Consider the following 23,166-nt stretch of genomic DNA (forward strand, 5'->3'; position numbering starts at 1 on the left):
GCTCCGACATCGTTAAGGCGATCTTCACACCGCCCCGGCAATCCTGCCGGGGCGTTTTCTTTTGTCGATTCGAGGTCGGCCGATGTCCCTGGGCGAAGATCTCTCCCGCGAACGGCGCGCGCGGCTGGCCGCCGAACGCGCGCTCGAACAGAAACGGATCGAGCTCGGTCGGGCCCGGCGCCAGCTCGGCGCGCAGTCGCAGAGCCTCAGTCGCGAGATCTCGAACACCCGCGCGCAGGTCGACACGATGCGCGACGAAAACAGCCGCGTGATGACCGAGCTCCACCATGCGGTGACGAAGATCGAGACGGTGGAAAACCATCTCTGGAAGGCGCTCGATTCGATCCGTGACGGCTTTGCGCTCTTCGACCGGCACGACCGGCTCGAGTTCGCCAACCGCGCCTATCTCGCGATGTTCGGCGGGCTCGACCATATCGGCCCGGGCACCCATGTGTTCGACCTGATCGACGCGCTGATCGACGAGGGCATCGCCGATCCCGAAGACGCCTCGCCCGAGGGGTGGCGCGCGCAGATGCGCGACGGCTGGCGAAGCGAGAAGCAGCGCCCGTTCACGCTCAGGCTCTTCGACGGCACCTACATGAAGGTCCATAACCGCCGCACGCCCGAGGGCGAGACGGTGTCGATCTTCGTCGACACGACCGAGCTGATGCGGATGTGGTCGGCGGTGCAGCAGCTTCCCGACGGCTTCGTCATCTACGATTCCGACGACCGGCTCCTGGCCTGCAACGAACGCTATCGCGAGCTCTACAAGATTAGCGCCCCGGCCATCGTTCCGGGCAATTCCTATGCCGAGATCCTGCGCTACGGGCTCAGGAACGGCCAATATGCCGATGCGGTGGGGCGCGAGGACGGGTGGCTCGCCGACCGGATGGAGCGGCACCTCAAGGCCGAGAGCATGCTGGAGGAACGGCTGTCCGACGGCACCTGGATCCGCGTCTTCGAGCGCGAGACCACCGATGGCGCCCGGGTCGGTCTCAGGGTCGACATCACCGCGCTCAAGACCACCGAGCGCAACCTGAAGGACGCCTCCGAGCGGGCCGAGGCCGCCAACCGCGCCAAATCCGCCTTTCTCGCAAATATGAGCCACGAGATCCGCACGCCGATGAACGGCGTGATCGGCATGTCCGAGATCCTTCTCGACGCGCCGCTCGACGGCGAGCAGCGCAAATGCGTCGAGACCATCCGCGACTCCGGGCAGGCGCTTCTGTCGGTGATCGACGACGTGCTCGACCTCGCCAATATCGAGGCCGAGCGGATCGAGCTTGCGGACGAGGCCTTCGATCTCGAACAGATGGTGCAGGAGGTGATCCTGTCCCATCGCGACGCGGCGCGGGATGCGGGCATCGAGATCCTGCTCGATTACGACATGTTCCTGCCGATCCGGTTTCGCGGCGACCAGGCGCGGCTCCAGCAGGTTCTGTCGAAACTCGTCGACAACGCGGTCAAGTTCACCCGCGAGGGCCATGTGCTGATCCGGGTCAACGGCTTCGAGGAAGCGAGCGGCAAGAGCGCGCTGCACATCACGGTCGAGGATACCGGGATCGGCATCCAGTCCTCGAAGCTCGGGATCATCTTTGGCGAGTTCACCCAAGCGGAAAGCGACAGCACCCGCCGCCATGACGGGGCGGGGCTCGGGCTGTCGATCACGCGCCGCCTGGTCGAGCTGATGGGCGGCGAGATCTGGGTGGATTCGGTTCCGGGCGACGGATCGTGCTTCGGCTTCCGCGTCACGCTTCCGGTGGCCGAGCCGCGGCTGACCGTGCAGGCGAGCCTGCCCTCCTACCTGCGCCGGGCGCTGGTGTTGGAGAGCTCGGAATCCGGGCGCTCGATCCTCTTCACGCAGCTCGAGTTCGCCGGGCTCGAAGCGACGGCCTGCGCCACGCTGGCCGAGTTCCGGGACATGGCGCCGGGGCCCTGGGACGTGCTGATCCTGTCCTGCAGCGGCGATTGCAGCGCCGCGCTCTCCGCGCTGACATCCGCGCGGCGCGACGGGGCTGACGCGCCCGCGCTTCTGTTGTCGGACGGACCGGCGCCTGCCGCCGACGGCGTGCGTCTGCAGGCCGCGCTGAACCGGCCCGCCGATCGCAGCGCGCTGTTCCGCGCGCTCGAAGGTCTGCCGGAACGCGCGCCCGCTCCGGGCGATCCCGAGACCCCTGTCGCTCTGCCCGAGAGCGGCGCAACCCCGGGCGCGCTCGACGTGCTGCTGGCCGAGGACAACCGCACGAACCGCAAGGTCTTCGAAAAGATGATCTCGGGCTATGACGTGGCGCTGCGCGTCGCCAATGACGGGCGCGAGGCGCTCGCTGCCTGGCAGTCGCGCTGTCCCGACCTGATCTTCATGGACATCTCCATGCCCGAGATGGATGGCCGCGACGTGACGCGGCGCATCCGCGCGACCGCGGGGCCCACCGGAAAGGTGCCGATCGTGGCGGTGACCGCGCATGCGCGCGACGCCGACCGGCGCGAGATCCTCGAGGCCGGGGTCGACCTGGTGCTCACCAAGCCGCTGCGCCGCGCCGCGCTTGTCGATGCGCTCGAGCGGTTCGGGCCGGTGGCGGTGTCAGGCGTCGCGCAGGAACACGGGGCGGTCGGGCTCTGACATGTCGGGCTCAAAGCGATAGCCGCCGCTGTCGAACCCGGTGAGCGTCTCGGGATCGGTCAGGCGGTTCTCGACGATGAAGCGCGCCATCGCGCCGCGCGCGCGCTTGGCGTGGAAGCTGACGATCCGGGCCTTGCCGTCCTTCAGCTCCATGAATTGCGGGGTGATCACGCGCAGCTTGAGCGCGGTCTCGGGCACGGCGCCGAAATATTCCTGGCTGGCGCAATTCACCAGCGTGTCGGTGCCGGTCTCGGCGGCCTGGGCGTTCAGGGCGCGGGCGAGCGTGTCGCCCCAGTAGTCGTAGAGCGAGGCGCCGCGGCGGGTCTTGAGCCGCGACCCCATCTCGAGCCGGTAGGGCTGGATCGCGTCGAGCGGGCGCAAAAGGCCGTAAAGGCCCGAGAGAATCCGCAGGTGGTCCTGCGCCCAGTGGAGCGCATCCTCGTCGAGCGACGGCGCGTCGAGCCCCTGGTAGGTGTCGCCCGCGAAGGCCAGCGCGGCGGGGCGCAGATCGGCATCCGAGGGCGCGTCTGAGAAGTCGCGGAACCGGTCACGATTGAGCTTGGCCAGATCGTCGGAAAGATCCATCAGCGCCTTGAGCTTGCCGAGCGTCAGGTTGCGCATGGTTTTGGACAGGCGCACCGCGTCCTCCTCGAAGGCGGGGGCCGTCGTCGGGATCGCGCGTTCGCTCCAGTCCAGCCGTTTGGCGGGCGAGATTACCACCAGCATCGCATCCTCCTGCTCACATCCGGGGCGCTATCTAACGCGAGGGGGCGCCGAGGGCGAGGGCAGAGCGACGCCGCGCCGCAGGTCAGGCGGCCTCGAGCACCTTGAGGAACGCATCGCCGAACCGCTCGACCCGGCGGGTGTCGAGATAGAGCGCCAGCGCCTGCGTGTCGCCGGGGCGATGTTCAGCGATGCGGGCGAGTTGCGAGGCCGAGCAGGAGAGCGGCTTGTCGGTGCCGTCGGGGCCGCGGGCGAGCGCGGCCTGCGCTTCGAGAAGCCGGTCGAAGAGCGACCCGGCCTCGCGCCCGGCGAGCTTGCGGCGCTGGGGATGCATCTCGGGCGAGGCGCCCGCGATGACCTCGAGGAAAGCGTCGCCGTAGCGGTCGAGCTTCTTGGCGCCGACGCCGCCGATCCGGGCCATGTCGTCGAGGCTCTGGGGCCGGGTCTCGGCCATCTCGATCAGGGTGCGGTCGGGGAAGATCACATAGGCCGGGACGCGCGCGGCCTCGGCCAGGGCGCGGCGCTTGGCCTTGAGCGCCGAGAGGAGCGGCGCGTCTTCCTCGGCCACCAGCGTCTTGACCGCCGGGCGGCGGTCGCGGGCGCGGTCCATCGCGTCGCGGCGGAGCTCGACCTGCTCTTCGCCGCGCAGAACGGGAAGCGCGGCCTCGGTCATCACCAGCGCGCCGTGGCGTTCGGGATCGGGGCGCATCAGGTCGCGGCCCATGATCTGGCGGAACACCGCCTGCCACTCGCCGCGCTTGAGCTCCTGCCCGACGCCGAAGGTGGGCAGGCCGTCATGGCCGCGCTGGCGGACCTTGTCGGTGGCGTTGCCGGTGAGGATGTCGATCAGGTGTCCGGCGCCGAAGCTTTCGCCGGTCCGCAGCGCGGCGGAGAGCGCCTTGCGCACCGCGTCGGTGCCGTCGAAGGTCTCGGGCGGGCTGTCGCAGAGGTCGCAATTTCCGCACGGCTCGGCGGTCTCGCCGAAATAGCCCAGAAGCACCCGGCGGCGGCAGCCGAGCGCCTCGGCCAGGCCGAGAAGCGCGTTCAGGCGACCGTGATCGGCGGCGCGCCGGTCAGACGGCGCGAGGCCCTCGTCGATCTGGGCGCGGCGGAGGCGGATATCGTCGGCGCCGAAAAGGGTCAGCGTCTCGGCGGGGGCGCCGTCGCGGCCGGCGCGGCCGATCTCCTGGTAATACGCCTCGATGGATTTCGGCAGGTCGGCATGGGCGACCCAGCGGATGTCCGGCTTGTCGACGCCCATCCCGAAGGCGACGGTGGCGACGACGATCAGACCGTCCTCGGTGGCGAAGCGGTCCTCGACGGCGCGGCGCTGATCGGGCTCCATGCCGCCGTGATAGGCGACGGCGGGGTGGCCGTCCTCGCGGAGGGCCTGGGCCAGCGTCTCGGTCTTGGCGCGGGTGCCGCAATAGACGATGCCCGAGCGGCCCTTGCGGGCGGCGGCGAAGCGCAGGATCTGCGCGCGGGGGCCGTCCTTGGGCGCGAAGGCGAGGTGGATGTTCGGGCGGTCGAAGCCGCGCAGGAAGCTCTTGGGCGGTACGCCGTCGAAGAGCCGGGTGACGATCTCGTCGCGGGTTTCCTGGTCGGCGGTTGCGGTGAAGGCCGCGAGCGGCACGTCGAGCGCCCGGCGCAGCTCGCCGATGCGGAGGTAATCGGGGCGGAAATCGTGGCCCCACTGGCTGACGCAATGCGCCTCGTCGACCGCGATCAGGCTCACACCGGCCTGCGCCAGCATCCGCTGCGTGCCCGTCGAGGCGAGCCGCTCGGGCGCGAGGTAGAGAAGCTTGAGCGAGCCGTCGCGGAGCTGGTCCCAGACCGCGTTGGTTTCGTCCTCGGTATTGGCCGAGGTGAGCGCGCCCGCGGCGACACCGGCTTCGCGCAGGCCCCTCACCTGGTCGCGCATGAGCGCGATCAAGGGCGAGATCACCACCGTCACGCCGGGGCGCATGAGCGCGGGCAGCTGGAAGCAGAGCGATTTGCCGCCGCCTGTGGGCATGATCGCCAGCGTGTTCTGGCCGTCGGCGACCGCCTCGACGATCTCGCCCTGGCCGGGGCGGAAGGCGTCGAATCCGAAGATGTCGCGCAACAGCGCGGGGGCCTCGGGGAGGTCGCGGGGCATGGGCGGGCCTGTCGTGTTTTGACTATATCTGCTCTTATGCAGACAGTCGCACACTAAGATTTGGTGAACAAGCCTCCTGAGGCCCGCCGGTGCGTTCCCCGACCTATCCCAGAAGCCGACGCATCATGGCGCTCTCGGGATCGGCGAGCCCGTCGATCACGTCGAAATGATGTCTGCCGTCCTCGATCTCGAGCTGTGCGTCCCAGGCCTCGGCCAGCCAGCGCGCCTGATCGAGGAAGGCGGGCCGCTCATCGGCGCCGACCCAGACGGTGACGGGCCGCTTGGGCTTGGGCTGGTGGATCGGGCTCTCGGCCCGCGCGGTGTCTTCGTCGAGGCGCAGATCGTCATTGATCGAGGTGCGCAGGAGCGGCTCGAGATCGGCGACGGGCGAGATCGGCATGACCGCCTCGATACGGCTTGCGACAGCGTCGGGCAGGCGCCCGGGCTCGAGCATGCGGGCCACGAGATGGCCGCCCGCCGAGTGACCGGCGAGCCGGATCGGCATGTCGGGAAGCTCTTCGGCGGCGCGGATCACGGCTTGCGTGACCTCGTCGGTGATCTCGGGGATCGTGGCCTCGGGGCAGAGCGTGTAGGAGGGCATCGCGACCGCCCAGTGGCTGAGAAGCGCGCCGTCGGAGAAATGCGACCAGTCTCCGCGACCGAAGCGCCGCCAGTAGCCGCCATGGACGAAGATCAACAGACCCTCGGGTTTGCCCAGGGGCAGGAACAGATCGAGCTCGTTGCGCGTTTTCGGACCATACGGAATGGCCAGACGGGCGCGGTTGACCGCGCCGAGCCTCTGGCGGAACGATCGCGCTGCCTCGTCCCAGCGCGGTGGATAGTCATCGGCACCGGGAATGTGGGTATGGTTGGCATAGGCGTCGTCCAGGTCCATCGCTTTTCTCTCCCTTGTGACCGAGATAAGGACGGGGCAAGACGTATCAGATGCGCCGATGAGCGCATCCCGAAATAGGCGGGAGACCCGACATGCTCGACCAAACCACCAATCTTTCCGAACTTCTGAACGATCCCAGCCTCTTGGAAACCCGCGCCTATGTCGGCGGCCAGTGGGTCGAGGGCGACAAGGGCACGTTCGACGTGACCAACCCGGCGCGCGGCGACGTGATCGCGCAGGTGGCCGACCTGAGTCGCGCCCAGGTCGCGGACGCGATCGACCAAGCCTATGAGGCGCAAAAGGAATGGGCGTCCTGGACCGGCAAGGAACGCGCGCAGGTCATGCGCAAATGGTTCGACCTGATGATGGCGAACCAGAACGATCTCGGCATCATCATGACCGCCGAGCAGGGCAAGCCCCTGACCGAATCGAAGGGCGAGATCGGCTATGGCGCCAGCTTCATCGAGTTCTTCGGCGAAGAGGCCAAGCGCTCGGGCGGTGAACTGATCCCCGGCCACCAGCGCGACAAGCGCATCATGGTGATGAAGCAGCCCATCGGCGTGGCGGCCTCGATCACGCCCTGGAACTTCCCCAACGCCATGATCACCCGCAAGGCGGGCCCGGCGCTGGCGGCGGGCTGTGCCTTCGTGGCGCGCCCGGCCAAGGAGACGCCGCTTTCGGCCATCGCCATCGCGGTTCTGGCAGAGCGCGCCGGGATTCCGGCGGGGGTCTTCAACGTGGTGCCGTCGTCCTCGGCCTCGGAGACCGGCAAGGAGTTCTGCGAGAACCACAAGGTGCGAAAGCTGACCTTCACCGGCTCGACCGAGGTGGGCCGCATCCTTCTCAAGCAGGCTGCCGACCAGGTGATGAAATGCTCGATGGAGCTGGGCGGCAACGCGCCGTTCATCGTGTTCGACGATGCCGATCTCGACGCGGCGGTCGAAGGCGCCATCGCCTGCAAGTTCCGCAACAACGGCCAGACCTGCGTCTGCGCGAACCGTCTCTACGTTCAGGCCGGTGTCTATGATGCCTTCGCCGAGAAGCTGCGCGCGCGCGTCGCGGCGATGAAGGTCGGCGACGGTCTGGAAGACGGCGTCGATCTCGGGCCGCTGATCAACCGCGAAGCCATCGACAAGGTGCAGGAGCATATCGCCGACGCCAAGGCGAAGGGCGGCGAGGTCATCCTCGGCGGCGAAGAGCACGAGATGGGCGGCAATTTCTTCGGCCCGACCATCGTGACCGGCGCCACGCAGGAGATGGATTTCGCAACTGACGAGACCTTCGGTCCGCTCGCGCCGCTCTTCAAGTTCGAGGACGAGGACGACGTGATCCGCATGGCCAATGACACGATCTTCGGCCTCGCGTCCTATTTCTACGCCAAGGACATGAGCCGCGTGTGGAAGGTGGCCGAGGCGTTGGAATACGGCATTGTCGGCGTGAACACCGGGATCATCTCGACCGAGGTTGCGCCCTTCGGCGGCGTCAAGCAGTCCGGCCTCGGCCGCGAAGGCTCGACCCACGGGATGGATGACTACCAGGAGATGAAATACGTCTGCCTGTCGGTCTGATCCAAGGCCTTATTTTGCAAAACAAAAACGCCCCGGCCGTCTGGCCGGGGCGTTGTCGTCTTAGGTCATGCCGTTAGGCGATCAGTTCACCTTCTCGGCGTCGACCACGTCCTTCTGGGTGGTGCGGGCGTCGGCTTTGGCGATCTCGATCCGGCGGGGCTTCAGGGCCTCGGGGATCTCGCGCTGAAGATCGACATGCAGCATGCCGTCGGCATAGGACGCACCCACGACGCGCACGTGATCGGCCAGCGTGAAGCGGCGCTCGAAGGCGCGGGTGGCGATGCCGCGATGCAGGTAGGTCTTGCCCTCATCCTCTTCGGTCTTGCGGGCGGACACGACGAGCGCGTGATCCTTCACCTCGACGGAGAGGTCGGCCTCGGAGAAGCCGGCGACCGCGATGGAGATGCGATAGGCATCGTCGGCGGTCTTTTCGATGTTGTAGGGCGGGTAGGTGGGCTGGGCCACGTCATTGGCCAGCACGCGGTCCATCAGGTCGGCGATCTGGTCGAAGCCGACGGTGGCCCGGTAAAGCGGTGCGAGATCGAAGCTGCGCATGGCAGGAATCCTCCTTTGAGCGATACCAATCTGTGCGCGCCTTCCCGGTCGGGACAGGCGCTGTCGTGATGCCGGGACCCTCTCTAGGCGTCCCGGCACTCGCTATGTGGGTAGGGCATGGCGGCCCGTCAAGAGCCTGGAATCGCTGCGTTCGGGCGCGGGCCTATTCGCCGGGGCGGACGAATTTCGCGCCGCCGGGGCCGGTGCGCCAGTTGGTCTGGCCCTCGGCCTTGTCCTCGCCCACCGTTCGCCAGGTCGTGGCGCCGCGCGCGGTCACGGTGCGCATGCCGGACGACACGCGGGGCGGCGGAAGCGGCTGCCGGATCGTCGCGGTCAGGGCGGCGACGGTGTTCGACAGCGTCATCCCGTAGGCGGCATTCTCGGAGCCTGCGGAGACGATCGACAGGATGCGGGTGCGCCCGTCTTCGCGCACGAAGACCGGCGCGCCCGAAGAGCCGAAGGTGACGTCGCAGTCGAAGCCCAGGACGCCGCCCTCGAACCGTCCGATGACCGAGCATTCGGCCTGGCGCGACAGGACCTCTTCGCGGCCGCGGCCGTAGGAGACGACGCTGACGCGGTCGCCGCTGGTGCCGGTCGCGGCGACGCGGAACGGGTCGGCCTCGGCCGAAGCGACGGGCGCGTCGAGCTTCAGGAGCGCCACGTCGCGGGCGATCATGTCGGCGCGGATGCGTCCGTTCGGGTCGCCGAGATAGCCCTCGGCGATGGCGATGCGGGCGACCGAGCGTTCGGCCATGGCGCGGCCCGAATGATAGCCCGCGCGGAACACGACCCGGCCCGGAGAGGGCGCGCGGCCCAGCCGGTCGACGCAATGCGCTGCCGTCAGGACGAGGTCGGGCGCGATCAGCGTGCCGGTGCAGATGCCGCCCGCATGATCGATGCGACCGACGCCCTCCCAGCCGAGCATCTTGCCGCGCTGGTCGAGCGCCTCGAGCGCGGACTGGGCGCTTGCGGGGCCGGAGAGGGTAAGCGCAGCGAGCAGGGCGGCGACAAGGCGGGCGGGCGCGATCATGGTCTGAGGACCTTTGCGCTGGTCGCGGGCGGATCGCCCGGGCGCACCGAGCGGGTGCCGGGCAGGGCGGCCATGTCGCGGGCATGGGCGAGCTCTTCCTTCAGAAGAGCCACCGGGTCGTTGAGCGCGGTGCCGAGCGAGACCGGCGCGCCGTCGGACTGCGCCATCGCCGAGACCACCGAGACGATCCGCGGCTGGCCGCTCTCGAACGAGAAGACGGGCGAGCCGGACGAGCCGAAATCCACCTGGCAGGACATCACCACATAGCCGTCCTGCCGCGAGAGGATCTTGCACAGCTCCTGCAGCACGGGCGCGTCGCTGTGGCTGCTCATGTAGGAGACGACGCCGATCCGGTCGCCGATCTCGGGCAGGAGATCGGTCTCGAACGGTTCGATCACGGTGTTGCGGATCGGGTGCTGCAGTTCGAGCAGCGCGATGTCGAAGGGCACGCGGCCGGGACCGTCGCTGCCGCTGAAATCGTAATCGGGATGGGCAACCGCGCGGCGCACCCGCCGATAGGCCGCGGCACGTCCCGAGTGCCAGCCCGCGAGGAAGGTCATCTCGGTGACATCGCTCGGCGCGCCGGTCTCGGCATCGAAGAGGCAATGCGCGGCGGTCAGCACGAGGTCGGGCGCGATCATCGCGCCGGTGCAGAAGGCGTCGCCCGCGATCTCGAGCCGCCCGACAGCGCCCCAGCCCGAATCCTGGCGGGCATTTCCGAAACTGAACAGGCCGTCCGCCGCGGCCGAGCCAGCGAGACAGGCACCCGCCGCCAGAAGAACCAGTAAGTCGCGCACTGATCTCGTCCTTATCGAGTTCCCGGGCGACATACCGCCCGGGTTTGGCGAAAATACGACCGTGGAGGGACTCGTCCGAGGGCGATTGTCCGGTTTATCCGGCGCGCAACAGGGCGGGCGGTTTCGGGCCGCCGGTCGCCCAGTCGAGCAGTTCCACGGTGTGCACCACGGGCACCTGAGCGCCCGAGGCAAGCTGCATCATGCAGCCGATATTGCCCGCGGCGATCACGTCGGGATCGCGTGCATGCAGCGTGGCGAGCTTGCGGGTCTTGAGCTCTTTCGAGATCGCGGGCTGCATCAGGTTGTAGGTGCCCGCAGAGCCGCAACACAGATGGCTGTCGGCAGGTTCCACCACGGTGAAGCCCGCGCGCTTCAGCAGCTCCTTGGGATGGGCCTTGATCTTCTGGCCGTGCTGCAGCGAGCAGGCGGCGTGATAGGCGACCGTCAGGCCCTGGCCCTCGGGTTTGGGCGGCGCCGCGACCCCGTGGCCGGGCGCGGCGTCGGTCCCGGCGATGTCGTCGCGGGCCTCGTTGCCGGTCGCGACATGGGCGGGCTCCAGAAGCTCGACCAGCACCTCGCTCACGTCGCGGGCCAGCGAGGAGACGCGGGCGGCGTCCTCGGCTAGGGCCTCGGTGCGGAACATGTGGCCGTAATCCTTGACCGTCGTGCCGCAGCCCGAGGTGTTGATCACGATGGCGTCGAGCCCGTCGCCATCGATCTCGCGCGTCCAGGCGCGGATGTTGCGGGCGGCGCTGGCGTGGCTCTCGTCGATCTTGCCCATGTGATGGGTGAGCGCGCCGCAGCAGCCCGCGCCCTCGGCGACGACGACCTCGCAGCCGAGCCGGGTCAGGAGCCGGATGGTGGCGTCGTTGATGTCGGTGTTGAGCGCCTTCTGCGCGCAGCCGGTCATCAGGGCGACGCGCTTGCGGCGCTCGCCTTGCGCCGGGAACACCTGCGGGTCGTCATTGGGGCTGACCGGCGGAATGCGGCGCGGGGCCATCTCGAGCATCGCCTTCAGCCGCGGATCGGGCATCAGCCGCGCGAAGGGACGGCCGATCTTGGCGCCGAGCAGGGCCAGCCGGAAGCGCCCGGGATAGGGCAGGATGCGCGCCAGGACCCAGCGGAGCGCGCGCTCGGGGAGGGGACGGGTATAGCGCTCCTCGATATAGGCGCGGGCGTGATCCACGAGATGCATGTAATGCACGCCCGAGGGGCAGGTGGTCATGCAGGCGAGGCAGGACAGGCAGCGGTCGATATGGCGCACCGTCTTGGCATCGGGCTGCCGGTCGTTCTCGAGCATGTCCTTGATCAGGTAGATGCGCCCGCGCGGGCTGTCGAGCTCGTCGCCCAGCACCTGGTAGGTCGGGCAGGTCGCGGTGCAGAAGCCGCAATGCACGCAGGCCCGAAGTACCTCGTTCGAGCGCTTGACGTCCGGGTCCTTGAGTTGGGTCTCGGTGAAATTCGTCTGCATCAGGCGGTCATCCAGAGGGCTGTGGCCAGGCCGAACCACGGCACGGTCGTTGCAAGAAGTCCCGCGACAAGGCCCCAGCGCCGGGTGCGGGGATCGGTGAGCCGGGCGCGGGCGGCCCGCGCCAGAAGCGCCACGGTGCCGACCCAGGCAAGCCAGAGCGCGGCCAGCGCGGCGGCGGGCGTCGTCGACTGGAGCCGGGCGGCCAGCACCAGTGCGGCCAGCACGAGAATGCCGAGCGCCAGCGCGGTGCTGCGTCCGGGATCGGCCCGGAGCGCCATCAGGAAGATCAGCGGCCCCGCGAGGAAGCAGAGCCCGTAGGCGAGAATGAGCGCGTCGGTCCTCATCCCATGAGACCCGGGTTAAAGAGGCCCTTCGGGTCGAAGCGCTGGCGCAGTCCGCGCGTCAGGAGAGCGACGGCCTCGGGCTCGGGCTGAAAGCGCGGCTGGCCGGTGCCGCGCAGGAGCGTCGCGTGGCCGTCGAACGCGCCGAGGCGCGCGCGCAGATCGGTGCCCTCGGGCAGGCGCAGCCAGACCCGTCCGCCGCCCCAGTCGTAGAGATGCGCCTCGGGGGCCGCCTTTTCGACCAGACCGGGCGCGTCCGAGGGTGTGCAGGACAGCCGCCAGACATCGCCTTGCGTCTCGGCCCAGCCTTCGAGGTCGCGCACCCGGCGCCAGCCGGTGTCGACCTGATCGGGATCGCGCTCCACCCGGATCGCCGCGCCGGGGAACAGGGCTTTGAGCTGGTCGAGGCGGTAGCTGACCTGCGTCTCGAAGCCTTCGAGGCGGAGCATGGTGACGGGTGTGCCGCCCGGGCCCTCCGGCACATGCGCCGCGCCCATGACCTCGTAGGGCGAGGAGAGCGCCTTGGCCATCGCCGCCACGGCCTCGCCGTCCGAGAGCCCGTCGATCATCAGGCAGGCCTGCGTCTCTGGCGTCGGCAGCACCTTGAGGGCGATCTCGGTCAGGACGCCAAGCGTGCCATGCGCGCCCGCCATCAGCTTCACGAGGTCGTAGCCGGTGACGTTCTTCATCACCCGGCCGCCATTCTTGACGATCCGCCCGCTGCCATCGACGAAGCGGACGCCCAGCATGAAGTCCCGCGCTGCACCCACCTGCACCCGGCGCGGGCCGGAGAGGTTGGCGGCGGCCATGCCGCCGAGCGTCGGCGCGCCGTCGCTGCCCATCAGCGCGCGGCAATCCATCGGCTCGAAGGCCAGGCGCTGGCTCTCGGCGGCGAGCGCGACGTCGATCTCGGACAGCGGCGTGCCCGCGCGCGCGACGAGCGTCAGCGCGCCGGGCTCATAGAGGGTGATGCCGCTCAGGCCGCCGGTTTCCAGAACCGCCTCGCCCGCGAGCGCCACGCCCTGGCTGCCGCCGCCCCGGATCGAGAACGGCGCGTTGGCCCCGGCGATGAGCTCGGCGAGCTCTTCCTCGGTTTTCGGACGGTGACGCGCGGTCGCCGTTTGCTCCGACACCTGTTGCATGTCTCTGGCCTCAATTCCTTCCGGGTGACGTCGCGCGCGCGCTGCGCCGGCCGCTGCCGCTCATTCCGCCGCGAGTTTCTGGCCGCGCCGCGCCTCGGAGGCGCCGAGCGGAAAGACCTTGGCCGGGTTCAGGAGCCAGTTCGGGTCGAACACGTCCTTCACCGCCATCTGCAGGTCCAGATCGTCCGGCGCGTATTGATCCGCCATCAGGTCGCGTTTCTCGATCCCCACCCCGTGCTCGCCGGTCAGGCAGCCGCCGACCTCGACGCAGAGCCGCAGGATGTCGGCGCCCATCGCCTCGCATTTCTCGAGCTCGCCGGGGGTGTTGGCGTTGTAGAGGATGAGCGGGTGCATGTTGCCGTCGCCCGCGTGGAACACGTTGGCGACGCCGAGGCCGTATTCATCGGCCAGCTCGCCGATGCGCTTGAGGACGCGCGGCAGTTCCGAGACCGGGATCGTGCCGTCGAGGCACATGTAGTCGTTGATCTGGCCCATCGCGCCAAAGGCCGATTTGCGGCCGAGCCAGATCCGGCCGGCCTCGTCGGCATCCTTGGCCTCGCGCATCTCGACCGGATCATGGCGCCTGGCGACCTCCATGATCAGCCCGAGCTGGTGGTCGATCTCGGCCTCCGAGCCCTCGACCTCGACAATCAACAGCGCCTCGCACATCGGGTAGCCTGCCTTGGCGAAGGCTTCGCAGGCCTCGATGCAGGGGCGGTCCATGAACTCGATCGCCACCGGAAGCACACCCGCCTTGATGATGTCGGACACGCAGGCGCCCGCCACCTCGTTCGAGGAGAAGCCCATCAGCACCGGGCGCGCGCCTTCGGGCTTGGGCAGGATGCGGAGTGTGGCCTCGGTCACGACGCCGAGCTGGCCCTCGGAGCCGCAGACGACGCCCAGAAGATCGAGCCCGCCCGCATCGAGATGCGCGCCGCCGAGCTCGACCACCGTGCCGTCCATCAGCACCATGGTCACGCCCATCAGGTTGTTGGTGGTGACGCCGTATTTCAGGCAATGCGCGCCGCCCGAGTTCATCGCGATATTGCCCGCGATGGCGCAGGCGAGCTGCGAGGAGGGATCGGGCGCGTAGAAGAAGCCGTCCTGTTCGACCGCGCCGGTGACCGACAGGTTGGTTCGGCCGGTCTCGACCCGGATGAAGCGGTTGTCGTAATCGGTCTCGAGCACGCGGTTCATGCGCGCCACGCCGAGGATCACGCAATCGGCGGTCGGCAGCGCCCCGCCCGCAAGCGAGGTGCCGGAGCCGCGCGGGACAACCGGAACACCGGCCTCGTGGCAGATCCGGAGCGTCGTCGCGACCTCGTCGGTCGAGCTTGGCAGGACCACGGCCAGGGGCGGGCAGCGATAGGCGGTCAGCGCGTCGCATTCATAGGCGCGCGTCTCGGCCTCGTCGGAAATCACGGCGTCCTCTGGCAGGGCGCGGGACAGGCGCGCCACGATCTCGGCTTTGCGCGCGAGCACGGCGGCGTCGGGTTTCGGCATCTCCATGGCGTGTCCTCCTCGGAGAGTAAGCTTAGGGTGACAGGGCCACGCTGACCACCGGATTCACGTGCGGCACACTTGCACAACCGCGCGAAGACGGGCAGCACTTGGCGCCATGGACTGGATCAAGATCGTACATCTTCTCTGCGTGATGGGCTGGATGACCTCGATCTTCGCCGTGCCCCGCGCGCTGATCTACTGGAAGCGCGAATACGAGCGGCTGGGCGCGTTCGGACCCCTGGGCGATCTGACGATCCGGCTCTACCGGTTCTCGGCGGGGCTTGGGGTGATCGCGCTCGGGACCGGCCTCTGGCTGGGCGGTCTCTGGGGGATGCCGGGCTGGGTGTGGCTGAAGCTGGCGCTCGTTCTCTTGCTGGCCGGGCATTACGCCTGGACCGGGCGCCTGGTTCTGCGGGCCCGGCGCGGCGTCTTCACCGAGAGCGACCGCTACCTGCGCATCTTCAACGAGATCAGCGTCTTCGGCGTGATCGCGATCCTCTGGGTCGTGGTCGCAAAGCCGTTCTGATGGGCATGGAGCAGGGGCTCGCGGCATTGGGCTATTTCCAGCTTGCGGACTGGCTGGCGCTGATCCTGCTCGGGGTGGCCTGGATCGGGTCGGGCCTCCTGATCGAGCATCCGCCGGAGCGCCGCCGCTCGACCTCGTGGCTGATGGCCGGGTTCCGGCGCGAATGGATGCAGGTCTTCGTGGCGCGCGACCCGCGCATCTTCGACAGCCAGATCGTCGGCAATCTGCGGCAGGGCACCGCGTTCCTGGCCTCGGCCTCGATGATCGCCATCGGCGGGGGCTTCGCGCTGATCGGCAATGCCGACCTTTTGCGCGGGGTTGCGGCCGATCTGGTCAGCACCGCGCCGCCGGTGGTGATCTGGGAGCTGAAGCTCCTTTTGATGCTGGTCTTCGCGGTCAATGCGTTCCTGAAATTTGTCTGGTCGCACCGGCTCTTCGGCTATTGCGCGGTGCTCATGGCGTCGGTGCCGAACGATCCGGCCGATCCCGGCGCCTATCCGCGCGCCGCGCAGGCGGGCGAGATCAACGTGACCGCGGCGCGGAGCTACAATCGCGGGCTGCGCTCGGTCTATTTCGGGATCGCCTCGGGGGCGTTTCTTGTCGGCACGCTGCCGCTGGTCCTCGCGACGCTGGCGACGCTGATCGTGGTGCTGCGGCGCGAGTTTGCCTCGGATTCGCGCGAAGTGCTTTTGAAAGCCGCTCCGACACGCAAGAGTGACGAGACGGCGCGGGGAGAAGGCGTAAGGTGACTGACATGAAACGGATTCTCTTCTGCCTCCTCATGATCGCCGCGTCCGCGCATGCGTTGCGCGCCGACGAGGCGCGGGTGCTCGATGGCGAGGCCTCGAAGACCGGGATGGGCTGGCGGATCTCGGCGACCGTCCAGCATGCCGATACCGGCTGGGAGAATTACGCCGATGCCTGGCGGGCCGAGGATGTGTCGGGCAAGGTCCTGGGCACGCGCGAGCTTCTGCATCCGCATGTGCAGGAGCAGCCCTTCACGCGGTCGCTGTCCTCGGTGATGGTGCCCGACGGGACGCGCGAGCTGATTCTGCGCGCACGCTGCCATGAGCACGGCTGGTCCGAGCAGAGCTTTACCCTGACATTGCGCTGAGGCGCGCGGGCCGATTTTCCGGCCCGCTGTCCCGTGTCAGCGGCGGCCTTCGCGCAGCCAGGCGCCGACGGTCAGGCCCGAGGCCAGAAGCAGTACGAGCCATGCCGGGAGCACCGGCAATTGCCGCACATCGCGGGTCTCGTAGGCCTCGCGCGGGGTGAGACCGATCCAGCCGCGACCGGCGGCGGGGCGGCCTTCGCCCACGTCGCGCAAGGACGGCACGCCCGACGCCAGCCGCAGCACGCCGCCGCGCATCGTGTCAATCACGGGCTCCAGCGCGTCTCCGCTGGCGATGGTTTCCTCGAACTCGCGCGGCGCGGCGGGGCCAAGGCCGACAACGGCCTCTTCCTCGCCTTCCGCGAGACGATAGAGACCGATTTCGGGGCCGCGATAGAGCGCCTCGAAGCGGCCGGGAGAGACCTCGTCGAGCGTGATCTCCTCGGTCGTGCCGTCGGGGCGGGTCACGGTGACCGTGCCGACCTCTTCGGCGAGGGTGCGGCGGATGATGCGCATGGTCTGGCCGGTCGGTTCGGCCATCAGCGTCTCTTCCTCGAGCTCGGGCTCCTTCATCAACCAATGCGCGAGGCGGCGCAGGAGGTCGAGCTGCGGTCCCCCGCCCTCGTAGCCGCGCGACCAGAGCCAGGCCTGGTCCGAGGCCAGAAGCGCGACGCGGCCCTCGCCCTTGCGGTCGAGCACGAGAAGCGGGCGGTCGTCGATGCCGGACATCACGACCTCGGTGTCCTCGCCCGGTGCGACCTCGATCTGGCGCAGCCAGCGGCCCCAGCTGTCTTCCCCGGCCAGACCAGAGGTGACCGGGTGACGCTCGCCCAGATCGGTGATCGCTGGGCGGAAGCCCTCGTCCACGACGCGCGCGGTGGGCGCGGCGGGCAGCACCTCGCCCAGGGGCGAGCGAAAGATCGAATCCGCCGAGGCGTAGTCGGGTCCCGCGGCGATCAGCACCGCGCCGCCCTGTTCGACATAGTTGCGGACGTTGTCGAGATAGATCGCGGGCAGGATGCCGCGCCGCTTGTAGCGGTCGAAGATGATCAGGTCGAAATCGTCGATCTTGTCGAGGAAGAGCTCGCGGGTCGGAAAGGCGATCAGCGACAGCTCGGTCACCGGAACGCCGTCCTGCTTTTCTGGCGGGCGCAGGATGGTGAAATGCACGAGATCGACGGAGCTGTCGGATTTCAGGAGGTTGCGCCAGGTGCGCCCGCCCGCATGCGGCTCGCCCGAAACCAGAAGCACGCGCAGCCGGTCGCGGACGCCGTTGATCTGCACCAGCGCGGTGTTGTTGCGGTCGGTCAGCTCGCCCTCGGCCTCGGGCACGGTGAACTCGATCACGTTGAGACCGCCATGGGGCAGGGTGATCGGCAGGTCGAGATCCTCGCCGATGGGCAGGGTGAAGCGCTGCGGCTCGGCCCCGTCGACCGAGATGTCGAGCGGCGTGGTGGTGTCGCCCGGCGCGGCGCCGTCATCCTCGACGCGAAGCGTGAGCGTCACCGGCTCGCCCAGGATGGCGAAGGCAGGGGCGTTCTTGACGATGAGGCGGCGGTCCCAGTCGTCCTCCTGTCCGGTCAGAAGGAGATGCATGGGCGCGGGCAGGTCGGGGGCGCGTTCGAGATCGTGCAGCCGGCCGTCCGACAAAAGCAGGATGCCCGCGATGCGGCCGCGCGGCTCTTCGGCCATCGCCTCGGTCAGCGCGGTCATCAGGAGCGTTCCGGCATCGCCCTCGCCATCGCCGACCTCGATCCGGCGAAACTCGGTATTGGGGCGGGCGGCGAGCCGCGCCTCCAGCGTCTCGGCGGCCTCGTCGGTGACGCCCGCGCGTTCAGCGAGCGTTTGCGACGCGCTCTTGTCGACGACGAGAAGGACGATATCGGTGAGCGCCGCGCGGTCCTCTTCCTGGTAGGCGGGCTGCGCCAGCGCGGCGACAAGCACCAGCCCGGCCAGGGCGCGGAGCGCCCAGCCCGCGAGCCCGCGCCAGAGCGCCAGCACGATGCCGAGGATGGCGAGCGCGGCCAGCGCGCCGATGGCCACCCAGGGCAGGAGCGGATCGAAGACGATGGTGCCGGTCATTGGCCCAGCCTGTCGAGCAGCGCAGGCACATGGACCTGGTCGGATTTGTAGTTCCCGGTCAGCACATGCATCACCAGATTGACCCCGAAGCGATAGGCGATCTCGCGCTGGCGCTCGCCGGAGAAGCCGCGCCCGAGACGGTTCAGCGGCAGGCCCGAGGCATCCGTCGCCCAGGCCCCGGCCCAGTCATTGCCGCCTATCACCACGGGGGTGACGTTGTCGTTGAGATTGCGGAAGGGCATGCCCTCGACCAGTTCGGCATCGGGCGGCGCGGCCTCAACCCAGACGTCGCGGCCGGTGTAGCGGCCGGGGAAATCCTGGAGCAGGTAGAAGGTCCGGGTCAGTACATGATCCTGCGGCACGCGTTCGAGCGGCGGGATGTCGAGCGGCGCGGCCAGTTCCTGCAGCTTGCGGCCATTGGGCGAGGACGCGCCGTAGCTCGCGATATCGGCGTCGCGGGTGTCGAAGAGGATCATCCCGCCCGAGCGCAGGTAGGTGTTGAGCTTGGCATAGGCCTCGGCCGAGGGCGTGGGCTGGTCAGGGGTGACCGGCCAGTAGAGGAGCGGGAAGAAGGCCAGCTCGTCGTTTTCCAGATCGACGCCCATCGGGGGCCCGGGTTCGACCGAGGTGCGGAAGAAGAGCGTGTCGGAGAGGCCCTTGAGCCCCGCGGCGGCCAGGTTGTCGATCTGGGTGTCGCCGGTCAGCACATGGGCGAGCGTCACGTCCGAGGTCGCGTCGATGGCGAAGGTGTCGTCCTGCGCCTGCGTGGGCGCGGGGACCGTGCCGAGCGCGAGGATCAGGGCCAGCGCCGCGGTCGCGGAACTGCTGGCCCGGGCGCCGCGCAGGCGACCGGAGAGGGCGAGCGAGGCCAGCACGTCGGCGAAGAGAAGAGCTATGGCGAGCGCCAGAAGGAACCCGGCCAGCGGGCGTTCCTCGGCGCGGGCGAGGCCCTCGACCGGGATCCGGTCGGGCCAGAGGGCGGGGCGCAGCTCGGTCTCGGCGGTGACGACGTTCCGCGCGAGGCTGCGCTCTTCGCCCTGGTAGAGGCCGGGACGCAGATCGGGACCGAGCGCGGCAGAGACCAGCATCTCGCCCGAGACACCGGGGAGCGCGTCGGCATCGCTCAGCTCGCCGAAGGCATCGAGCACGCGGATCGGCTCCCATGTGGTGCCGGCCATGTCCTCGATCTCGGGCTGGGCGGGCATGGAGGAGACGGCGAGCCGTTCGAGCATCTGCACGAAGAGACCCGAGAGCGGCAGCGAGGACCATTCGGCATTGGCGGTGACATGCACGAGCACCACCTGACCTGCACCCATGCGCTTGCGGGTGACGAGCGGCGTGCCGTCGGTCAGCTGCGCGATCACCCGGCTGGCGAGCGTCGGGTCGGGCTGGGCCATGACCTGCGCGGTGACGGTCACGTCCTCGGGCACCTCGAGGCCAAAGAACGGGCTCTCGGCATCGAAGGGCGCAAGCGATTTGGGCTCGCCCCAGCTCATCGCACCGCCGACGCTGCGGCCGCCCGCGCGCAGGCGCACGGGCATGAGCGGGTCTTCGTCGTCGCGGCTGACCTCGCTGCCCGCCAGACGCGGACCGGCGAAGCGCAGAAGCATCCCGCCGCTTTCGATCCAGTCGGTCAGCGCCTCGGCCTCGCCGCCGAAGATGGTGGCGACATCGGCCAGGACGATCACGTCGGGATTGGCGGGGAGCACGTCGAGAATGCCGCCGCCGATCAGATCGGCGGTCGGCTCGAGCGCGCGCTCGAGATAGTGGAGCGGCGACAGCAGTTCGAGCCCTTCGCGGTCCTCGGTCCCGGCGATCAGCGCGACCTCGCGGCGGCGGAGCGAATCGTCCGGCAGCGTGATGGCGCCCGCGCTCGAGGCGGCCTCGACCTCGAACCGGGTGACGCGGGCGCGCAGCTCGGCGGGCAGGTCGAGCGTGGCGGTGGCGGCGAGATCGTCGGCGGTGAAGGCCAGCGTGGCGCGGTCGAGCGTGGCGGGATTGCCCGCCGGGTCGAGACCCTGCGCCAGAACCGTGACCTCGCGGGCGATCCCGTCCCGCAGGCGGCGCAGCGTCAGCGCCACTTCGCCATCCTCGAAACGCGCGGGATGCAGGCCGTAGAGCGGGCGCGGGCTTTCGAAGACTGTGACGCGGCCGCGGTCTTCCAGCGTCGTCAGAAGCGCTTCGCGGCTGTCGCGTGCGAGCCCGTCGGAGAACCAGTAGCTGTCGAAGCCCTCGTCGGGCAGAAGCGCGGCGGCCTCGGCCATCATCTCGTCCGAGGGCTGCCAGGGCAGGGGGGCGAGACCGGTGAGCCGCGATTGCCAGGTGCCAGCCGCCTGGAATTGCGGGGCTTCGGGCGCGGTCAGGCGCAGGAGGGCGACGGGACGGTCCTGACGACCGGCCTCGGCCAGAAGCGCGTCGAGCGCGTCGATCCGGGACGACCAGTCATTGGCCGAGGCCCAGCTCGCGTCCATGAGCACCAGAAGCGGCGCGGAGCCCGCGGCCTCGCCCTCGTCCTCGGGGTTCAGGATCGGACCGGCGAGGCCGACGATCACCGCGGCGACGGCGAGCATCCTCAGAAGCAGGAGCCACCAGGGCGTGCGGTCGCTGACCTGTTCCTCGTCCTTGAGCCCCAGAAGCAGCGCGACGCCGGGAAAGAGCCGCCGGATCGGCGCGGGCGGCACCGCGCGCAGGATGATCCAGAGGATCGGCAGCGCCAGAAGGCCCAGGAGCAGCCAGGGCGCGGTGAAACCGAGAGGTCCGAGAACCGTCATCCATGTCCCCCGTCGAGCGCCCGCCAGAGCCAGAGCAGCGCCGATTGTGCGGTCTTGTCGGTGTGATGCGTCTCGAAGAGCCAGCCGGTGGCGCGCGCGAGCGTCTCGAGCCGCGCCTTGCGCTCGGCCAGACGGTCGAGATAGCGCGCGCGCAGGTCGCCGGCCTTCATGGTCTCATGGGCCAGTGTGCCGCCGACGCTCTGGAAGATCGTGCGGCCCTCGTAGGGAAAGACCTCTTCGGCGGGGTCGAGCACCTGGAAGATCACGCCGCGCACGCCGCGATCGGCGGCCTTGGTCAGCGCGGCCTCCACCGGCGCGATGTCACCCATGAAATCCGACAGGAACAGCGCCCGCGCATGCGGGAGCATCCCGCGCGCCTCGGGGGCGGGGTAGTCCTCGGGGTCCTCGGTGGTGAAGGCCTCGGCCAGCCGCAGGATCTGGCGCTGCCCGCGCCGGGGCGGCAGCGTCCAGCCGGTCAGTCCGACACGTTCGCCGCCGCGAATGAGGAGCACCGCGACAGCGAGGGCGAGAAGCCCGGCGCGGTCGAACTTGGTTGGCAGCGCCTTGTCCGAGGAGAAGCGCATCGACGCGCCGGGATCGGACCAGAGAAGCACCGATTGCGCGATCTGCCATTCGCGGTCGCGCACGAATTGCGCATCGCCACGGGCCGAGCGGCGCCAGTCGATGGCGCGGTAGCTGTCGCCCGGCATGAGCGGGCGGTATTGCCAGAAATCGTCGCCGAGACCGGCGCGCCTCCGTCCGTGCTCGCCCAGAAGGACGGTGCCCGCAAGATGCTCCGCCCGCGCCAGGAGCGGCGGCAGGCGGGAGGCTTCCTCTTGCGCGCGTTGACGAAGGCGAAGGGGCTCTGTCACGCAGCCGCCTTGGTGCGCAGGAGCCCTGCGCTGACGCTGTCGATGAGCTCGCCCAGATCCTCGCCGCGGGCGCGGGCCGAGAAGGTGAGCGCCATACGGTGGACGAGGACCGGGCGGGCCATGTCGATGACATCCTCGGGCGAGGGCGCGAGCCGTCCCTGCAGGAGCGCGCGCGCCCGGACGGTCATCATCAGCGCCTGCGCGGCGCGGGGGCCGGGGCCCCAGGCGACAAGGTCGCGGACCCGCTCGGGCGAGGACGGATCGGAGGGGCGGAAGGCGCGGACGAGGTCGAGGATCATCTCGACGACGCTGTCGCCCACCGGCATCCGGCGCAGGAGCACCTGCGCCTCGATCAGGCTTTCGGTGTCGAAGACCCGGTGCGCCTGCGCGTCGCTGACGCCGGTCGTGGCCAGAAGGATGTCGCGCTCGGTCTCGCGGTTGGGGTAGCCCACGTCGATCTGCACGAGGAAGCGGTCGAGCTGGGCCTCGGGCAGCGGATAGGTGCCCTCCTGCTCGATCGGGTTCTGGGTGGCGAGCACATGGAAGGGCGCGGCGAGGGTGCGGGTCTCGCCCGCGACGCTGACCTGCTTTTCCTGCATCGCCTGCAGGAGCGCGGACTGGGTGCGCGGGCTGGCACGGTTGATCTCGTCGGCCATCAGGAGCTGGCAGAAGATCGGGCCGGGGATGAACTTGAAGGCGCGCGAGCCGTCCGAGCCGGTCTCGAGCACTTCCGAGCCGAGGATGTCCGCGGGCATCAGGTCGGGCGTGAACTGCACCCGGTTGCCATCGATCCCCATCACCGTCGAGAGCGTCTCGACGAGCCGCGTCTTGCCGAGACCCGGAAGGCCGATCAGGAGCGCGTGGCCCCCGCAAAGCAGCGCCGAGAGGGTGAGGTCGACCACGCGTTCCTGCCCGATGAACCGCTTGGTGATGGCCGCCTTGGCATCCGCCAGCTTGGCTTCGAGCGCCTCGATTTCTGCGACCAGATCGTCCTCGGCCATGACAGCGCCTCTCTATCTGCT

General features: G+C 69.3%; 19 protein-coding genes. 5 read left to right on the forward strand and 14 right to left on the reverse strand.

Annotation, left to right across the window (positions count from 1 at the left end):
* Positions 1-82 precede the first annotated feature (82 nt).
* On the forward strand, positions 83-2,620 hold the full coding sequence (locus ACFQ4E_RS00870) for a PAS-domain containing protein (protein ID WP_386801025.1): 2,538 nt from the start codon (positions 83-85) through the stop codon (positions 2,618-2,620).
* Here ACFQ4E_RS00870 and yaaA read toward each other — a convergent pair.
* The 3 genes from yaaA to ACFQ4E_RS00885 all read right to left on the reverse strand — a co-directional run bounded on the left by yaaA (position 2,582) and on the right by ACFQ4E_RS00885 (position 6,375).
* A complete protein-coding gene (gene yaaA / locus ACFQ4E_RS00875) occupies positions 2,582-3,346 on the reverse strand; it encodes a peroxide stress protein YaaA (protein WP_386801026.1) in 765 nt (254 codons plus the stop codon). The two genes, ACFQ4E_RS00870 and yaaA, sit on opposite strands and share 39 nt — an antisense overlap.
* Before the next feature lie 82 nt (positions 3,347-3,428).
* Positions 3,429-5,480 (reverse strand): DNA helicase RecQ, encoded by a 2,052-nt coding sequence (recQ, locus tag ACFQ4E_RS00880; RefSeq protein WP_386801027.1) that lies wholly within the window; start codon positions 5,478-5,480, stop codon positions 3,429-3,431.
* A gap of 103 nt (positions 5,481-5,583) precedes the next feature.
* Complete coding sequence (locus ACFQ4E_RS00885) at positions 5,584-6,375, reverse strand: alpha/beta hydrolase (RefSeq protein WP_386801028.1); 792 nt, start codon at positions 6,373-6,375, stop codon at positions 5,584-5,586.
* A gap of 92 nt (positions 6,376-6,467) precedes the next feature.
* Between ACFQ4E_RS00885 and ACFQ4E_RS00890 the strand changes: the two genes are divergently transcribed.
* Positions 6,468-7,943: an NAD-dependent succinate-semialdehyde dehydrogenase gene (locus ACFQ4E_RS00890; protein ID WP_386801029.1), complete on the forward strand. Its 1,476-nt coding sequence runs from the start codon at positions 6,468-6,470 to the stop codon at positions 7,941-7,943.
* A gap of 81 nt (positions 7,944-8,024) precedes the next feature.
* Here ACFQ4E_RS00890 and ACFQ4E_RS00895 read toward each other — a convergent pair whose 3' ends face one another.
* The 7 genes from ACFQ4E_RS00895 to ACFQ4E_RS00925 all read right to left on the reverse strand — a co-directional run bounded on the left by ACFQ4E_RS00895 (position 8,025) and on the right by ACFQ4E_RS00925 (position 14,788).
* Positions 8,025-8,498, reverse strand: a complete 474-nt coding sequence (locus tag ACFQ4E_RS00895) for an Hsp20 family protein (RefSeq protein WP_386801030.1) — start codon at positions 8,496-8,498, stop codon at positions 8,025-8,027.
* 163 nt (positions 8,499-8,661) lie between these two features.
* Positions 8,662-9,528, reverse strand: coding sequence for a trypsin-like serine peptidase (locus ACFQ4E_RS00900; protein ID WP_386801031.1), 867 nt, complete (start codon positions 9,526-9,528; stop codon positions 8,662-8,664).
* Positions 9,525-10,325 (reverse strand): trypsin-like serine peptidase, encoded by an 801-nt coding sequence (locus ACFQ4E_RS00905; RefSeq protein WP_386801032.1) that lies wholly within the window; start codon positions 10,323-10,325, stop codon positions 9,525-9,527. Before ACFQ4E_RS00905 ends, ACFQ4E_RS00900 begins: the two co-directional genes overlap by 4 nt.
* Positions 10,326-10,419: 94 nt before the next feature.
* The gene (gene glcF, locus ACFQ4E_RS00910; RefSeq protein WP_386801033.1) at positions 10,420-11,796 is read right to left on the reverse strand and encodes a glycolate oxidase subunit GlcF; all 1,377 of its coding nucleotides are present in this window, start codon (positions 11,794-11,796) and stop codon (positions 10,420-10,422) included.
* A complete protein-coding gene (locus tag ACFQ4E_RS00915) occupies positions 11,796-12,140 on the reverse strand; it encodes a hypothetical protein (protein ID WP_386801034.1) in 345 nt (114 codons plus the stop codon). Before ACFQ4E_RS00915 ends, glcF begins: the two co-directional genes overlap by 1 nt.
* Positions 12,137-13,279: an FAD-binding protein gene (locus tag ACFQ4E_RS00920; protein ID WP_386801035.1), complete on the reverse strand. Its 1,143-nt coding sequence runs from the start codon at positions 13,277-13,279 to the stop codon at positions 12,137-12,139. Before ACFQ4E_RS00920 ends, ACFQ4E_RS00915 begins: the two co-directional genes overlap by 4 nt.
* A gap of 60 nt (positions 13,280-13,339) precedes the next feature.
* The gene (locus ACFQ4E_RS00925; protein WP_386801036.1) at positions 13,340-14,788 is read right to left on the reverse strand and encodes an FAD-linked oxidase C-terminal domain-containing protein; all 1,449 of its coding nucleotides are present in this window, start codon (positions 14,786-14,788) and stop codon (positions 13,340-13,342) included.
* Positions 14,789-14,897: 109 nt separating this feature from the next.
* Here ACFQ4E_RS00925 and ACFQ4E_RS00930 point away from each other — a divergent pair, with 109 nt between their 5' ends.
* Genes ACFQ4E_RS00930 through ACFQ4E_RS00940 form a run of 3 tightly spaced genes read left to right on the forward strand, consistent with a single transcriptional unit; the run spans position 14,898 to position 16,422 of the window.
* On the forward strand, positions 14,898-15,308 hold the full coding sequence (locus ACFQ4E_RS00930; RefSeq protein WP_386801037.1) for a CopD family protein: 411 nt from the start codon (positions 14,898-14,900) through the stop codon (positions 15,306-15,308).
* Positions 15,309-15,313: 5 nt separating this feature from the next.
* Positions 15,314-16,057 (forward strand): DUF599 domain-containing protein, encoded by a 744-nt coding sequence (locus ACFQ4E_RS00935; protein WP_386801159.1) that lies wholly within the window; start codon positions 15,314-15,316, stop codon positions 16,055-16,057.
* 5 nt (positions 16,058-16,062) lie between these two features.
* The gene (locus tag ACFQ4E_RS00940) at positions 16,063-16,422 is read left to right on the forward strand and encodes a hypothetical protein (protein WP_386801038.1); all 360 of its coding nucleotides are present in this window, start codon (positions 16,063-16,065) and stop codon (positions 16,420-16,422) included.
* Between the two features lie 36 nt (positions 16,423-16,458).
* Here the strand turns inward: ACFQ4E_RS00940 and ACFQ4E_RS00945 are convergent, their stop codons facing one another.
* Genes ACFQ4E_RS00945 through ACFQ4E_RS00960 form a run of 4 tightly spaced genes read right to left on the reverse strand, consistent with a single transcriptional unit; the run spans position 16,459 to position 23,145 of the window.
* Positions 16,459-18,501: a glutamine amidotransferase gene (locus tag ACFQ4E_RS00945; RefSeq protein ID WP_386801039.1), complete on the reverse strand. Its 2,043-nt coding sequence runs from the start codon at positions 18,499-18,501 to the stop codon at positions 16,459-16,461.
* Positions 18,498-21,272 (reverse strand): DUF4159 domain-containing protein, encoded by a 2,775-nt coding sequence (locus ACFQ4E_RS00950; RefSeq protein WP_386801040.1) that lies wholly within the window; start codon positions 21,270-21,272, stop codon positions 18,498-18,500. The genes ACFQ4E_RS00945 and ACFQ4E_RS00950 overlap by 4 nt, the downstream gene beginning before the upstream one ends.
* The gene (locus ACFQ4E_RS00955; protein WP_386801041.1) at positions 21,269-22,144 is read right to left on the reverse strand and encodes a DUF58 domain-containing protein; all 876 of its coding nucleotides are present in this window, start codon (positions 22,142-22,144) and stop codon (positions 21,269-21,271) included. Before ACFQ4E_RS00955 ends, ACFQ4E_RS00950 begins: the two co-directional genes overlap by 4 nt.
* Entirely contained in the window at positions 22,141-23,145 is a 1,005-nt protein-coding gene (locus ACFQ4E_RS00960) for an AAA family ATPase (protein WP_386801042.1), read from the reverse strand. The genes ACFQ4E_RS00955 and ACFQ4E_RS00960 overlap by 4 nt, the downstream gene beginning before the upstream one ends.
* Between the last annotated feature and the right edge of the window lie 21 nt (positions 23,146-23,166).

This window comes from Litorisediminicola beolgyonensis (assembly GCF_042679605.1).
Classification (GTDB): domain Bacteria; phylum Pseudomonadota; class Alphaproteobacteria; order Rhodobacterales; family Rhodobacteraceae; genus Litorisediminicola; species Litorisediminicola beolgyonensis.

What these genes read in the sequence shown, in the direction of transcription:
- ACFQ4E_RS00950 (WP_386801040.1), bottom strand. Translation starts at nt 21,272, where the DNA reads ATGACGGTTCTCGGACCTCTCGGTTTCACCGCGCCCTGGCTGCTCCTG.
- ACFQ4E_RS00895 (WP_386801030.1), bottom strand. Translation starts at nt 8,498, where the DNA reads ATGCGCAGCTTCGATCTCGCACCGCTTTACCGGGCCACCGTCGGCTTC.
- ACFQ4E_RS00945 (WP_386801039.1), bottom strand. Translation starts at nt 18,501, where the DNA reads ATGACCGGCACCATCGTCTTCGATCCGCTCCTGCCCTGGGTGGCCATC.
- ACFQ4E_RS00870 (WP_386801025.1), top strand. Translation starts at nt 83, where the DNA reads ATGTCCCTGGGCGAAGATCTCTCCCGCGAACGGCGCGCGCGGCTGGCC.
- ACFQ4E_RS00960 (WP_386801042.1), bottom strand. Translation starts at nt 23,145, where the DNA reads ATGGCCGAGGACGATCTGGTCGCAGAAATCGAGGCGCTCGAAGCCAAG.
- ACFQ4E_RS00890 (WP_386801029.1), top strand. Translation starts at nt 6,468, where the DNA reads ATGCTCGACCAAACCACCAATCTTTCCGAACTTCTGAACGATCCCAGC.
- ACFQ4E_RS00900 (WP_386801031.1), bottom strand. Translation starts at nt 9,528, where the DNA reads ATGATCGCGCCCGCCCGCCTTGTCGCCGCCCTGCTCGCTGCGCTTACC.
- ACFQ4E_RS00930 (WP_386801037.1), top strand. Translation starts at nt 14,898, where the DNA reads ATGGACTGGATCAAGATCGTACATCTTCTCTGCGTGATGGGCTGGATG.
- yaaA (WP_386801026.1), bottom strand. Translation starts at nt 3,346, where the DNA reads ATGCTGGTGGTAATCTCGCCCGCCAAACGGCTGGACTGGAGCGAACGC.
- ACFQ4E_RS00925 (WP_386801036.1), bottom strand. Translation starts at nt 14,788, where the DNA reads ATGGAGATGCCGAAACCCGACGCCGCCGTGCTCGCGCGCAAAGCCGAG.
- ACFQ4E_RS00920 (WP_386801035.1), bottom strand. Translation starts at nt 13,279, where the DNA reads ATGCAACAGGTGTCGGAGCAAACGGCGACCGCGCGTCACCGTCCGAAA.
- recQ (WP_386801027.1), bottom strand. Translation starts at nt 5,480, where the DNA reads ATGCCCCGCGACCTCCCCGAGGCCCCCGCGCTGTTGCGCGACATCTTC.
- ACFQ4E_RS00915 (WP_386801034.1), bottom strand. Translation starts at nt 12,140, where the DNA reads ATGAGGACCGACGCGCTCATTCTCGCCTACGGGCTCTGCTTCCTCGCG.
- ACFQ4E_RS00935 (WP_386801159.1), top strand. Translation starts at nt 15,314, where the DNA reads ATGGAGCAGGGGCTCGCGGCATTGGGCTATTTCCAGCTTGCGGACTGG.
- ACFQ4E_RS00940 (WP_386801038.1), top strand. Translation starts at nt 16,063, where the DNA reads ATGAAACGGATTCTCTTCTGCCTCCTCATGATCGCCGCGTCCGCGCAT.
- glcF (WP_386801033.1), bottom strand. Translation starts at nt 11,796, where the DNA reads ATGCAGACGAATTTCACCGAGACCCAACTCAAGGACCCGGACGTCAAG.
- ACFQ4E_RS00885 (WP_386801028.1), bottom strand. Translation starts at nt 6,375, where the DNA reads ATGGACCTGGACGACGCCTATGCCAACCATACCCACATTCCCGGTGCC.